General features: G+C 43.0%; 12 protein-coding genes. 3 read left to right on the forward strand and 9 right to left on the reverse strand.

Annotated features, from left to right (window positions below):
- Positions 1-12 precede the first annotated feature (12 nt).
- The 3 genes from purT to AC19MV_RS16430 form a co-directional block, all read right to left on the reverse strand.
- A complete protein-coding gene (purT, locus tag AC19MV_RS16420) occupies positions 13-1,203 on the reverse strand; it encodes a formate-dependent phosphoribosylglycinamide formyltransferase (protein ID WP_498308853.1) in 1,191 nt (396 codons plus the stop codon).
- 238 nt (positions 1,204-1,441) lie between these two features.
- On the reverse strand, positions 1,442-2,089 hold the full coding sequence (locus tag AC19MV_RS16425) for a peroxiredoxin-like family protein (RefSeq protein ID WP_498308855.1): 648 nt from the start codon (positions 2,087-2,089) through the stop codon (positions 1,442-1,444).
- Positions 2,090-2,266: 177 nt separating this feature from the next.
- On the reverse strand, positions 2,267-3,568 hold the full coding sequence (locus tag AC19MV_RS16430; protein ID WP_432399410.1) for a DEAD/DEAH box helicase: 1,302 nt from the start codon (positions 3,566-3,568) through the stop codon (positions 2,267-2,269).
- 851 nt (positions 3,569-4,419) lie between these two features.
- Between AC19MV_RS16430 and focA the strand changes: the two genes are divergently transcribed.
- Positions 4,420-6,045 carry a formate transporter FocA gene (gene focA, locus AC19MV_RS16435; RefSeq protein WP_498308857.1) on the forward strand — a complete coding sequence of 542 codons (1,626 nt, stop codon included), beginning with the start codon at positions 4,420-4,422 and terminating at the stop codon, positions 6,043-6,045.
- 326 nt (positions 6,046-6,371) lie between these two features.
- Positions 6,372-7,295 carry a hypothetical protein gene (locus tag AC19MV_RS16440; protein ID WP_498308858.1) on the forward strand — a complete coding sequence of 308 codons (924 nt, stop codon included), beginning with the start codon at positions 6,372-6,374 and terminating at the stop codon, positions 7,293-7,295.
- A 140-nt stretch (positions 7,296-7,435) separates the two neighbouring features.
- On the opposite strand, the gene AC19MV_RS16445 is transcribed toward AC19MV_RS16440, so the two are convergent.
- Positions 7,436-9,223: an aminopeptidase P family protein gene (locus AC19MV_RS16445; protein ID WP_498308860.1), complete on the reverse strand. Its 1,788-nt coding sequence runs from the start codon at positions 9,221-9,223 to the stop codon at positions 7,436-7,438.
- Positions 9,224-9,454: 231 nt separating this feature from the next.
- Between AC19MV_RS16445 and AC19MV_RS16450 the strand changes: the two genes are divergently transcribed.
- Positions 9,455-10,669, forward strand: a complete 1,215-nt coding sequence (locus AC19MV_RS16450; RefSeq protein ID WP_498308862.1) for a M24 family metallopeptidase — start codon at positions 9,455-9,457, stop codon at positions 10,667-10,669.
- A gap of 99 nt (positions 10,670-10,768) precedes the next feature.
- Here AC19MV_RS16450 and bamJ read toward each other — a convergent pair whose 3' ends face one another.
- The 5 genes from bamJ to AC19MV_RS16475 all read right to left on the reverse strand — a co-directional run bounded on the left by bamJ (position 10,769) and on the right by AC19MV_RS16475 (position 14,518).
- Positions 10,769-11,239, reverse strand: a complete 471-nt coding sequence (gene bamJ / locus AC19MV_RS16455; RefSeq protein ID WP_498308864.1) for a BamJ family beta-barrel-assembly machinery protein — start codon at positions 11,237-11,239, stop codon at positions 10,769-10,771.
- Between the two features lie 121 nt (positions 11,240-11,360).
- Positions 11,361-11,711: a DUF1294 domain-containing protein gene (locus tag AC19MV_RS16460; RefSeq protein ID WP_432399404.1), complete on the reverse strand. Its 351-nt coding sequence runs from the start codon at positions 11,709-11,711 to the stop codon at positions 11,361-11,363.
- Positions 11,712-11,783: 72 nt separating this feature from the next.
- The gene (locus AC19MV_RS16465) at positions 11,784-12,932 is read right to left on the reverse strand and encodes a DUF418 domain-containing protein (protein WP_498308865.1); all 1,149 of its coding nucleotides are present in this window, start codon (positions 12,930-12,932) and stop codon (positions 11,784-11,786) included.
- A gap of 161 nt (positions 12,933-13,093) precedes the next feature.
- Positions 13,094-13,978, reverse strand: a complete 885-nt coding sequence (locus AC19MV_RS16470; protein WP_432399402.1) for a prohibitin family protein — start codon at positions 13,976-13,978, stop codon at positions 13,094-13,096.
- Positions 13,979-14,041: 63 nt separating this feature from the next.
- Positions 14,042-14,518 (reverse strand): hotdog fold domain-containing protein, encoded by a 477-nt coding sequence (locus tag AC19MV_RS16475; RefSeq protein ID WP_188954569.1) that lies wholly within the window; start codon positions 14,516-14,518, stop codon positions 14,042-14,044.
- Positions 14,519-14,648 lie beyond the last annotated feature (130 nt).

Genomic DNA, 14,648 nt, shown 5'->3' on the forward strand with positions numbered 1-14,648 from the left:
ACGCTGTGCAAATTAAAACAATACCTTGATGTGGCTGGCGACTGTTTTGGCTTTCTCTATGGCGCTTTCTACCGAGGTGTCACGCGCTAATGCAACGCCTAGGCGACGACGGCCATCGATATCCGGTTTACCAAATAAACGTAATTGAGTATCGGCTGGCGCTAACGCTTGTGCCATGCCTTGATAGCGAATATTGGTCGAGGTTCCTTCGGCTAAAATCACCGCCGAGGCGCTTGGCCCATGCTGAACGATATTGCTGATAGGCAGGCCTAAGATGGCGCGGACGTGCAAAGCAAATTCAGACAAGTCCTGGCTAATGAGTGTCACTAAACCGGTATCATGAGGTCTTGGCGATACTTCTGAAAAATACACCTCATCACCTTTTACAAACAACTCAACGCCAAATAAGCCATAGCCGCCTAATGCTTCGACCACTTTTTTGCTGACGGCTTGAGCTTTTTGCAAAACAACATTCGCCATCACTTGCGGCTGCCATGATTCACGGTAGTCACCATCTTCTTGTCTGTGACCAATCGGGTCGCAAAAATGAATGCCATTGACTGCGCTAATAGTGAGTAAGGTGATTTCATAATCAAAGGGAATAAAGGCTTCTACAATCACTCGTCCTTGACCTGCTCGGCCACCTTCTTGTGCATAAGCCCAGGCTTTGGCGATAGTGTCGCTAGACTTAATCACACTCTGACCTTTGCCCGATGAGCTCATGACCGGCTTTACAACACAGGGAATGCCTATCTTTGCTATCGCTTGTTCAAACTCAGCCTGGGTATCGCAAAAGAAATACTCTGATGTAGGCAGTGCTAAGGTTTCAGCGGCTAATCGGCGAATACCTTCACGGTCCATGGTTAATTTGGCTGCGTTAGCTGTTGGCACCACATGTAAACCTTGTTGTTCTAACTCAACCAGCGTTTGGGTTGCGATAGCTTCAATCTCAGGAATAACCAAATCTGGCTTTTCTAAATCGATAATGGCTTTGAGCGCCTGAGCATCAAGCATATTAATGACATGAAAACGATGTGCAATTTGCATCGCTGGGGCGTTCGGATAGCGATCAACACCAATCACTTCAATACCGTAACGTTGCAATTCAATCGCGACTTCTTTACCAAGCTCACCGCAACCTAACAGCATGGCTTTAATGGTACCTGGGGTGTTTGCTGTACCGAATGTAGTAGGAATGGACATGATGATTTACAGCCTTTGTAGAGTGATATTTTTATATGGCGAACAGTGTAACGAGATGCACGATTAAAAATCCAATACAAAAATCAAAAAATCGCTATTTTATTGCTCTTTTGGTCACATTTTGTGATGGAAGATTGTGTTTTATAGGGATAAATCATCAGTTTTGGTTAAGGTTTAATGATGATTGAAATAGCTAAATAAGAGAGCCAGCAACATAATGTCGCTGGCTCAAGCTGTGCTAAATTGAGAGTGATGACTTAACGAGTAATTCTGCGGCCGTTAAGATTAACTCAGGAGCAGGGCGCACTTTGTAGTTTGGGTTAACATATTGAAAATGAATTAAGCCATTCTTATCCGCCAGATAAACTGCAGGTACAGGAAGCACCAGGCGTTTTTCACCCTCTGGTGTGGTGAATAAATCGTTGGTTACCGCAAGGCTCGCAGTATACTTTTTAGTAATATCGGCACTGGTGTAATAGGCTAATCCAAATGCTTGTGATGCCGCCATAGACGTGTCTGATAACAATAAGTAATCGAGTTTTTGATCGGTTAATGACGCGCGCATTTTTTCAGGGGTGTCGGGCGAAATCCCCACTAACTGAAATCCCATCTCAATCAGTTTAGGTTCAATGGCTTTTAATTGGCCCATTTGTGAATTACAAAATGGACACCAACCGCCACGATAAAAGAAGAATATAGTCGGCTTTTGTGCCACCAGCTTATTGAGTTCAACCGCTTTACCATCAACATCTTGTAGCGTTATGGCGGGGATCTGGTGGCCATTAAGAAGTGGCATCACATTGTTTTCGTCACTGGCAATCGGTTTCGCGATACTGGCAAAACTGGTTATCACTAACGTTGAAGCAATTAGCAGGGTTTTTAACATGATAAGTCCTTGTGTGTTGTTGTCCTGAAGTACTCAAAATCACAGCAGTACATATAAGTTACAAAAGCAGACCTGCAAATAACAGTAATAATTTCATTCAAAAGCAAAAAAGACGCCGAAGCGTCTTTTTGTTTGCCGACCCTTAACTGCGGGTTGGTCAAATATATTGAGTCGAGGTTACTTAATCTTTTTGTATTTTACTGCGCTGCTGGTTTTGCCCACTTTAACACGACGACCGTCCATGTTTTTCTCAGCAATCATCTGTGCGCCAACGTTGTCGCTACGTTGTTGCTTTTTGGCAAAGCTACGACGCTTTTCAATTTGCTTAAGCAACATTTCACGGCTGCCCACTTCATATCCTGGCACTGTTACGCGGCGAATAGATTGACCGATTAATTTTTCAATATCAGCTAACGTGCGTTCTTCTTCGCGGCTGACAAACGAGATAGCCACACCGGTTTTACCTGCACGGCCAGTACGGCCAATACGGTGAACATAATCTTCGGCCAAGAAAGGTAAGTCATAGTTAACCACGTATTCAAGGTTTTGAATATCAAGACCACGAGCAGCAACTTCAGTGGCAACTAAGACACGAATTTTACCTTCAACAAACTCACGTAATGCACGGCGACGGCTACCTTGGGCTTTTTCGCCGTGCACTACACCAGACGGAATACCGTCTAGGTTTAATTCTTTTACTAACTTGTCTGCGGCGTCACGCGTGGCAGTAAAGACTAACACTTGGCGCCAGTTTTTAGTGCCAATCAGCTCAGACAATAATTCACGCTTACGACGTTGCTCAACCGGATAAATGACCTGGCTAACCGTTGCTGCAGTGGTGTTTTGCTTATCAACGGTAATCACTTTAGGCTTATCTAGCATGTCGTTCGCAAGCTTTTTCACTTCAGTTGAGAAGGTGGCCGAGAACAACATATTTTGGCGTTTTTTGTTTACCGCTTGCAGAATTTTTTTAATATCGGCGCTAAAGCCCATATCTAACATACGGTCTGCTTCATCAAGCACTAAAAAGTCAACATTCGACAGACTTAAGTTACAGGCTGTGATGTGCTCAAGTAATCGGCCTGGTGTCGCAACAATCACGTCAGCGCCACGTTTAAGCTTTTGTGCTTGCGTGTCGACTTTAACGCCACCATAAATAGTCAATACGGTTAAATTTAGGTGTTTACTGTAGGCGCTAATATTGTCAGCTACCTGAGCGGCAAGCTCGCGAGTCGGCGTCAGAATTAACGTACGCGTATTCGACGGCATTGTCTCTCTTGGGTTTTCGCACATTCTTTGCAATATGGGTAATGCAAATGCTGCGGTTTTACCGGTTCCTGTTTGCGCGCTGGCTAATACATCTTCACCACGACGAATAGCCGGGATCGCTTGTTGTTGAACTGGCGTCATAGATTGATAACCGCACTCAGCGATCGCGCGTAATATTTCTGGGGCGAAGCTAAAAGATTCGAATTTCATGGTGCGGTTCCTGTATGTACATCAAAACAAAGCGATTTAGTTGTATTAAGCGTATCTGCTACACAAGTTCAATCTAGATAATTTGGGCCGTTAGCCTTACTAAATGGCTAAATTCATGCTTAACAGTGTTGTTAACTTCTTAGGATAGTTGAAAAACGTTAAGCTTGAGTGGGATACCCAATTTGGGCGCCATCGATAAGCGGCCGCGGAGTATAACAAACTTTTGTTTAAATCCTGAACTTTATCTGTGTTTAAGCTTAAGATTTTTTGTTTGTTATCGTGGTTATCAAACGGCTCAAGCATTTGGTTGTATTCCTATTGTGCAGCGCGCATTTATTCGCACCTTCTGCCATTTTTTTGTGTGGTATCACGTGCTGATGAAATCGTTTTTACTAGCCAACTGCGTTTGTTAGCCCCATCTCGTTTTAACGATACCCATGAAAACTTATCGGGTTAACTTTGTTGATATTTTTTACCTGAAAAATTGATACTCGGTATCAAGTTTACTTTTTGGCGTGCAGCCTGAGTTTCTATGGTGCTTTGATTTCAAACTTGCGCAGTTTACGGCATCAATATTGACCGACTTTGTTCAATCGAGCTCAGCTTATATTGGCTGCTTGGTCGTTAACAACACCCACCAAACCCTCATCACATCAGGTGTAAATGCCCTTTTTCTAATATTTATGAGTATCAATATTATTGATAGCTAACCTAAAAAAGACTCAATATTATTTTAAATTTTCTGAGGTATTCTTGATGTGTACTTAAAACAAATTCAAGGAGTTACCCATGTATATTGCCTATGTTAATTCATCTCTCAATGGAATCCGTATTACCTTGCGGAAGACATTATGAGAGGGCTTCATTCCCAAGAGGTTGTTCATCAGCAACGTCATGGTCGGCAGATAAATCATCTTGCTGTGGTTGAAAAGCCTGCACCAATGAGCCCTTTTGAAAAAGCGGCAGATTACGGACACGCTAAAGTGATTAAAGACGTTGCACAATCATTTGGTTTGTCGGTATTTGCAGGGGCATTCATCGCACTCGCATTTGTGTTTTATCTCACTGTCACTACTGGTTCGGCTCAAAGTTCGTGGGGCTTAGTTCGGTTCAGTGGCGGAGTCGCGTTTAGTTTAGGGTTAATTCTTGTGGTGGTGCTTGGCGGCGAACTCTTTACCAGTACGGTATTAAGCGCAATAGCCTGGGCGCAAAAACGAGTGACGACTAAGCAGTTGCTCAATTGCTGGATGCGGGTTTATCTCGGCAATTTATGTGGCGCCATGTTGATACTGCTATTGGTGATGATGTCGAAAATGTACGGCTTAGATGGTAATGAGTGGGGCCTAAATGCACTGCATGTTGCTCAACATAAAATTCATCATGATTGGAGCCAGGCTTTTGCCTTGGGCACCTTGTGTAACTTACTTGTTTGCTTGGGTGTTTGGATGACCTTTAGCTCCAAAGATGCGCTGGCTAAATCGCTATTGCTGATATTGCCGGTGGCGATGTTTGTTTCTAGTGGCTTTGAACACAGTATTGCCAACTTGTTTATGGTGCCACTGGGTATTGCCATTCAACACTTTGCTGGCAATGAATATTTCATCGCTTTAGGTGTTGCCCCACAACTATTTGCAGACTTAACCATCAGTAACTTTGTGCTTCATAACCTGATCCCTGTGACATTAGGCAACATTTTGGGTGGCGCGGTATTTGTCGGTCTGGGTTATTACTGGATAGATAACAAAGGCGTTAAAACCCTTAACAATGCGCCATCGTTACACATTAGCCCTTTTAGCGACACTCATGTTGACACTCATCAACATATTCACACACCCGAACTCCAGCAAAATTTGTCGGTGTCAGAATCGATTCAACAAAACGACGTTTCTGCACACATTCAACATCAACCTAATAAAGAGTATTTAGCCATGAAAAATAAAATCCAAAAACTTATCGTGAGTGAACTAATGGACAGCAAACCCACTACGCTTTCAGTCGATATGACTCTTTATCAGGCGCTTATATTACTCGCGAATGATAATGTGCGTAGCGCTCCTGTAGTAGACAGTGAGCAGCAACTATTAGGCTTTGTGTCTGAGCAAGATCTTATGCGCTCACTGTGGTCTGAAGAGTTTTCTGCAACATTACCTATTTCAGTCAAAGGCATTATGCAAACCAAGATGCTGACGGTTTCACCTACTGAGAATGTCGCGCAGTTATTAGAGTTTATGGTGGTAGACAAGAAGAAATTATTCCCAGTAACCGATTCTGGTATGTACATTAGTGGCGGATATCAGAGTTATGAAGAGCGTTTACGTGATGCTTCAGCGGCAGTGCCAAGTGTGTATCCCGTGGTTGAAAATGGCCGATTATGTGGCGTCATTCGTCGTGAAGCGCTGTTAACCATGTTTGCTAAATATTATTGTCCAAAGTATGACGGTAAAAGTCATCCCGTAGAGCAGCAAGCAGTCGCGTAATGTGCTATTAAACATACGCTGAGCTTAATAAACCTCAACTCGGATTTTTCTGAGTTGAGGTTTATTGTTATCGCACGACAAATATTCGTTAACTATGATCTGTTACTGGGCATTGCTTTACATTAATAGGTGCTCTATAAGATTAAGCGTGCATTGTCTGTGCATTCCTTCACAGCTTCCGTTATCATTGATTGATATTTATACAGCGCCAGCCTATGCTTAAAAATATAAGCTCAAGGTGTCTGATTTTTATTAACTTATTTTGTTTTTTTTCAGGTTCAATGAACTGACATCCTTTCGATTTTTCACCTTCCACGAGTTAATCTATGAATGTTGTTTTGCGATTTAACATAGTATTAAGCTTGCTATTATTAGCGGGCATCGTGGTGAGTCCAACCTGCCAATCTAATGACCAATTTATGATTAATCGTTCTGAATCCGAATTGGATAGTCGATATCAGTACACTTATGAATTGTTAGCCCTGGTAATACAAGCCACTACAGCCGATTTTGGTGAGGGCAGCTTGCTGGTGACCGATATGCACATGAGCCGAAATCGTATTTTTAGGTCATTGAAAGAAGGTGACGGCATTAATGTGATTGCTGAAGCATCCAAAGAGAACTGGAATGAAGAACTTATTCCGATAAAAATCCCTATTCGGAAAGGTATTCAAGGTTTCAGGGTGTTTATTATTAAGCAAGAAAATGCCTCTCTGCTGGCTAATATCACCACCTTAGCTCAGCTAACTTCTCTTAAAACAGGCTCTGGCAGTCAATGGTCTACTAAAGTGGCTATGCAACAAGCAGGCTTTGAGGTAGTTGAAAGTACGCTTTACGAAAATTTGTTTAACATGTTATCTAAAGGACGTTTTGTCACATTTGGACGTGGTGTTAATGAGGTTTTTCAGGAAGTTTCACTGTTTAGCCAACAGTATCCCGAGTTGATTGTCGATGAACACCTTATGCTGCATATCCCATTAGTGACTTACTACTACGTTTCACCCAATCAACCACGACTCGCGAAACGAATTGAAGTTGGCTTGCAACGAATCATCGAAAATGGTCAATTTGATCAATTCTTTTATCAACGTCATTGTGAGTATTTACTTAAGGCCAAATTGAATAATAGGGTGATTTTTAAAATCGAGAATCCCTATATTGCAGAAACTGAAATCATCTCTTTAGTAGGTAAACACTTTTTACTTAACCCCAAAGATGATTTTGATACCTTGTGCCAACAATATCGTTAAATCCGATTTGTAATCGGTAGCCCATTTCCCTCTGTAAACTGATTTGTGCTCAAATAAAAATTAAACAATAGAGTTTACAAAAAAAGGCTTAGTGTGATCTTCTCACCTAAGCCTTTTTTACGTTTATTGAGTGCTAGCGCTTAAATAGCCATTGTCACTTTGTTTAACCATGCCAATTCATCGCCTTGCATTAATGGTGCAAGGGTTTGACGCACTTTTTGTTGGTATTGATTAAACCAATTGACTTCAAAATCGGTTAATAATGATTTGTCGATTAAGCGGGCATCCATTGGTATGTGAGTTAATGCATCAAACTCATACATTTCACGTTCAGCGCCTTGCAGTGCCTGGCAATGCTGCACAGTGACTAAGTTTTCGATACGAATACCAAAACCGTCGGCGCGATAATAACCTGGCTCATTCGACAACACCATGCCAGGCAATAAGGCGACGCCATTGACGTTTTTACCAATACGCTGCGGGCCTTCATGTACACTCAAAAAGTGGCCAACGCCATGACCGGTTCCGTGGTCATAATCGAAACCGTGTTGCCATAAATATTGACGAGCAAATGCATCGAGCTGCACACCAGAAGTGCCTTTAGGAAAGCGTGCAGTATCTAACGCAATATGACCTTTTAATACTAGCGTCACCATTTTTTTCTGCTCGTCAGTCACTTTGCCAATGGCGATAGTGCGGGTCACATCGGTCGTGCCATCGATATACTGTGCGCCAGAGTCAACCAAATAAATACTGTCCATGGTCATGGTGCTTGGGGTGCCATTATTGTGATTGTAATGACACATGGCAGCGTTGGCACCTGTGGCTGAGATAGTGTCAAAACTTGGCTCGCGATACAGTGGGTCTTGCAGTCTAAAACTCTCTAATTTGTCTGCCAGTTGCGCTTCATCGTGCATGATTTTCTGCTCAACCTGACTGTCTAACCAGGCTAAAAAGCGGCTAACTGCAACACCATCACGAATATGACAGGCGCGCATACCCGCGAGTTCTGCGCTATTTTTTTGCGCTTTAGGTAAGGCAACTGGGTCGGTACCAACAATCAGCTTAGCACCACTTTTTTGTGCCAGTAATTGTGAGTATGCATTGGCTGAATGCGGGTCGGCTAATAACTTAACGCCTTCCATTTGGGTTAACACAGTGGCTAATTCAGCTTCATCTTTAAAGCTCACACCAGCGCCTACATGCTCAGTTACGTTTTGCGGAACTTTGGCTAAATCGGTAAAAAAAGTCATGTCGCCATTGGTCGATAATAAACCGCAGCCCAGTATGACGGGGAAGCGTGGCACATCGTTTCCGCGGATATTCAATAACCAGCAGCACGAATCTAATGCCGCGATAAGTGCCACGTCAGCACCTTGCTTTTTAACTAAGGCCCCAATTTGTTGGCGTTTCTCAATGCTATTACGCCCAGCACCCTCATGGCTAAATAAGGTCATCGTGGATGCCGACAGTGCTGGGCGGTCTAACCAACTCACATCAATCGGATTGTCATTTACTTCAACCAGATTAATTTGGGCTTTATCAAACTGCGCTTTAGCCTGTTGATACCATGCAAGAGTGTGCAAGCGGCTGTCGATACCGACGCTAGCGCCAGTCGGCAATGTATCAATTAGCCAGTCAATTTGCGGGTCGTCATACAGGCTTAAATATTCAAATAAACTGCCATCGACTTGTTGGCGAACCTGCACAGTGTAACGCCCGTCGGTAAAAATGGCGGCGCGATCTTTGAGTACAATCGCCATACCTGCTGAACCGGTAAAGCCGGTGGCCCAATGTAAACGCTCATTACGCGCAGGCACGTATTCACCTAAGTATTCATCGGCACGGGGAATGATAAAGGCATCGATGTGGTTCACTTCAAGTTGTTGGCGAATGGCATTGAGGCGCGTAGCAATAATATTGGACATGGTTTCTCCGTTGGAGGCGACTGATGGACTCAGCTCTGTAAATGAAGTGCAATTATCGCAAGGGCAGCACAAGCCTTGCAAGCGAAGTCGCTAAGATTAGGCAAGCTAAAATTGTAAACTTATATTGTAAACAGATATTGTATGCATGGTAACAATGACAAACAGACGGTATTCTAGCCCAGAGTAAATGCTTTATTTGAACGTAATAATAACAATAATAAAGGAAATGTTATGACAATCGGTGTTGGTGGCGTAAACCCACAGCAAGCGTTAGCTAAATTAACCCACATGGCTGACGGCGTGGCAGCAATAAGTGATGATGAATTTATGCTGCGTATTTCGCGCGCACAACAGTTAATGGCGCAACATGGTTTAGATGCCATTTATGTTAATGCGGGCACGAACTTGTACTATTTTAGTGGCACGCGTTGGTTTTCAAGTGAGCGCATGGTGGGCGCGATTATTCCTGCCGTGGGTCATATTGAATATATTGCCCCAGCATTTGAACTTGATACCTTGCAAGGGTATATGGCCATTAAAGGCCAAGTAAACACCTGGCACGAAGACCAAAGCCCTTATCAATTATTTGCCGATGTTGTTGATAAAATGGGCCTTAAGCAAGCCAAGATTGGCATTGATGAATCGACACCCTTTTTTATTAGCGACGGCATCACTCAAGCTGCACCTCAACATCGGTTTGTGAGTGCAACAACCGTGACCGCGGGTTGTCGTATGATTAAATCCACTGCCGAAATCGCCTTAATGCAACGCGCTAAAGACATGACGCTTGAAGTGCATAAAGCCGCTGCGAGTATATTGCGTGAAGGCATCACCACGGCAGAGGTCGAAAGCTTTATCGACCAGGCGCATTACGCAGTTGGCGCAGCTAAAGGCTCGTATTTTTGTATTGTACTGTTTGGCGAAGATACCGCCTATCCGCATGGGGTTAAGTCGCCAAAATCATTAACACTTAACGACACTGTGTTGATTGATACAGGCTGTCAGCTACACGGTTATAACTCAGATATTACCCGTACCTATGTATTTGGTAAACCTAACGAGCGTCAACGCCAGTTATGGCAATTAGAGCAAAATGCACAAATTGCAGCATTTGATGCCGCGCAAATAGGCACGCCATGCTGTGATGTTGATGTTGCAGCGCGCAAGGTATTAGAAGCAGCAGGCTTTGGCCCAGGTTACCAGGTACCAGGCTTACCGCATCGCACAGGTCATGGTATAGGGTTAGACATCCATGAATGGCCGTATTTAGTCGGTAATGACTCAACGTTACTTGCCAGTGGTATGTGTTTTAGTAATGAGCCTATGTTGTGCGTTCCGGGTGAGTTTGGTATTCGTCATGAAGATCATTTCTACATGACGACTCAAGGGCCTAAATGGTTTACCCAACCAGCCAAATCGATTGATGATCCGTTTTACTTAGGTTAAAGCTGATTACTTGAAACGCGCATGCGTTAAAAAAACAAAGCCTCCGCGATTGGAGGCTTTATTTTGATCTTAAATAGTTTCAGTGGCCTTGAGTTGAGGCTAGTTAATCGCAAACAACTCAACATCAAAAATCAATACCGAACCACCGACGATTTTACCGGTTGAGCGGTTACCGTAAGCAAGTTGGCTTGGGATATAAAAACGGAATTTATCGCCTACAGTCATTAATTGCACGCCTTCAGTCCAGCCTTTAATGACTTGATTTAAGCCAAAGCTGATGGTTTCGCCACGTTCAACCGAGCTGTCAAATACGCTGCCATCCACGAGTGTGCCATGGTAATGCACGGTCACTTTGCTGTTGGCTTTAGGATGTTCGGTGTTGTCGCCTTTGGTGAGGATTTCATATTGCAGCCCAGATAAGGTTTGCACTACGCCTTCGCGCTTGACGTTTTCAGCTAAAAACAACTTACCTTTTTCGATATTTTCTTTTGCTTCTTTTGAGTTATTCATTTGGCTGAAAAAGTAAAATATCACTCCAGCAATGACCACCACGGCCAAAATCATACGCATAATAGTTCTCAATAAAATAGGTTTAGTAGCATGAGTTTACCGCAAAACGATTGGCGCTATCAAATGAACAAAATCTATTTAGTCAGCGGGTTATTGTTTCGCGGTAGATGTTTTTAATGCCTTATGACATTTGCACTGTGGTCCAATCTAAATAGACATAACCCGCCGCGCTAATCACGGCAATATTAACCACTATGCAGCACCACAATATCCTAATAAAAGGTTTCTTTTGGGTCTTATGGCGAAAATGAAATTGACCTAACAGCGCTGCGGGCCAACCGCCAAATAACGCACAAAGGTGAAGTGTTTTTTCACTGATGCGGCGCGAGCTTTTAATCGCTGCGCGTTTATCGAGGTAATACAAACTGATGGTCAGTAAGTTAAGCGATAAAAAAACGGCGGTTAGCCAGGGTTGAATCAATGCGCTCACCATGGTGAGCACGGTTAACATTAGCCAAGCAAATTTGTTCATATGTGCGTTTTTCACTTTCAGATGATGTGATTACAGGTGACGAGGTGTTGTTGCTCTCAATGGCTACAGCGATTAGCCACATCTTAGCACTAAATAGCGCCACAGCTTTTCCAGTGGACCTTGTTTGAAATAACGTAAATACCAATGCGCTAGCAATAGTTGCACCATTGTGTAAATGACAGCGATAGACATATAGCCCGTTCTATCTAGCTGTTTCTGCCATTCAGGGGCAAGGTAGCGGAGCAGTATAATCCCAACAATGGACTGTAGAATATACAAACTGAATGCCAGTTTACCGACGTTTTGCAGCGCGCTTAAACGCTGTGAGCTGTTTTTACACAACAAACAAATGATATGGATATACACCAAAGCACAGGCGATGGCGCTTAACAGTAAAATCACGTCAGAGAGTGCCACTAATAGGGTATTACCGCTAAAGCTCAATACTGAATCGATTAATGATAACGTCACAGCCCAAAAGAGACTTTGTTTGAGTGTCTTGGCGTCTAATCCCTTGCTAAATACTTCGCGTTTATACAGTGCCATGCCGATTAACATCAGCCCAGCAATAAACCACATCAGTGTCAGTGGGATGACCATCACCATGTAACCAAACATCATTAGGTGCAGCACTAATTGCTCTGAATAGCTGCCCGTCCATGCTGATAATTGTTCAATAAAGAGTGAGGAGTCACGCAGGTATACCTGGTCGTCTGGCGTGAGCGATATCAAGGTGATTGGAATAAGCGACATAAAAATAAACCATTTTGCCTGCCTGATTAATGCATCTGCATCGAGGTAGCGATACTTAAAAGCCAATAAGCCACTAATGCCATAAGACAATAAAATATCGCCTGGGAAAATAAAAATCCCGTGAAGAATCCCAAATATAATCAGCCAATATAAGCGCCACTTTTGTTGCTTGAGAAAGGTTTGTGATGAACCAAGAGTTAACTCAGATTGGTATTTTTGAAATTGAATTAACATACCCGCGCCAAACAACATTGCGAATAAGCTAAAGAAACGGCCTTCCAGGAAAAAGTTACTCAACAGCTCAATCGTAATGTCGCTAACCGGCTGCACAGCATGCGGCGCATAGCCAAAAAAGCTATTGCCCATAAAGTAGATATTTAAAAAGAAAATACCCAGTACGCCGACACCACGAATGGTATCAAGGTTGGCTAGGCGTTGTGGTTGAGTCGAAGCAGATTGCTCGTCCATGTGAGTTACACTGTTAATCGCAGAAGTCCTTTTGGATGATTAAAGCTTTAGCTAATTTACGCGTGAGGCAATAAAAAAACCAAGCATTGTGCTTGGTTTTTTAAGATGTTAATCGTTATTGAGGATTAAACGCATCCACAACGCTGACTTAAGGTTATGGATTACTTTTTCTGTACTTCTAAAAACGGGATCGTGCCAGTCGGTAGCATGGTGGTTGGCAGCTTACCGTCCCAACGCTCAGCTTTGGTTAGCTCAACCAGGTTTTGATTTTGTGCTAAAGCTTCGGCACGGATTTTAATTGCTGACGCTTCAGCATTACCTTTAATCCGAATACTTTCGGCTTCTGCAATGGCACGCGCTAACTGAGAGTCAGCTTCTGCTTGTGCTTGAGTAACGGCAATTTGCGCGCTAACACGTTCTTTTTCAAGATTTTGCAATTGGGTTTGCACTTCAACTTCGGCGCGCATTCTGTCTTCTACCGATTTTTCATAAGCATTAGAAAAATCGATGTTTTCTATCTGTACCGAGGTAATCGTTACTGGGCCTTTGATTGACTTGGTAATGGCATCTGTCACGTCAATACCAAACTTAATACGTTCCTGAACCGCCGAGATGGCGGTGTACTTACCAAAAATGTTCTCAACTTGAGTCGGCACCTGGCGATCGAGCAAGCGTGAAACCATTGAGTCGATGCCTTTAAACTTGGCATACACTTCTTCAACGCGATCAGGCGGCACACTAAACGTCACTGACGCACGTAAGGTAGCAGGTTGCTGATCGCGGCTATAGGCCTGCAGCGCTTGATAACTTGCGGTGTGAGTTTGAGTTGAGATTTTTACCACAGTGTCCATTAATGGAATTTTAAACCCAAGCCCAGGTTCTGCGGTATCGATAATTTTACCGTTACGCAATAATACGCCGCGTTCGCCTTGGTCAATCGTATACCAGCTGCCATATAAGCTGATAAGCATGATTAACAATATCGATACTGGAATAATTTTACCCAGGTGATTATTACTTACACTTGCGAGATCGTTTTTTAACATTATGCTTCCCTAGCAAAAAATATAATAAATTTGATTATCTTATGATTGTTTATGATTTTATAACTATTTTTTCGGTTTTTCAGAAATCCACAGCTTAATGTGGCCTTGTACGACGACCACACCATTAGTGTCATAGGCTTTTACGTCCACTAACATATCACCCACTTGCCACTGCTCTGGTGTTACCTCTGCGACACACAGAATATCAGTCCCTGCTTTAGCGGTATAGTCAACCGACATTCCTTTAGGTATCCAACGTAAATGCGCAGGAATAGAAGCTTCGGCCATGGTACCCATTGCCATTTCTAAGCCATTACAAATCGCAATAACATGTACGGTACCAATATGGTTTTGCACTTTTTTACGTTTTTTAATTAAACATTCGCAACGATTAACCTTTAGTTCGTTAATGTACGGATGAACCGTGCCAAAATAGGGCGCCATGCGGGCGACCATTTTAGAAAAAATATGTTTGCCAAAAGGGTATGAGGTCACTTTTTTGTACAGTGACATGACTTTATTAGGTTTAGTTGGTGTCATATTAAAAACTCGGATTATTGAATAAAGATGTTGCCTGGTCGGATGAGATTAACATTGTTGTAACCTTGGGTGAAGCGTTAGGCACTCTTTTTCATCGCTCATTTGCTTGGCGACAGGTATAATTTTGCCA

It is taken from the genome of Shewanella sp. MF05913 (assembly GCF_059758095.1).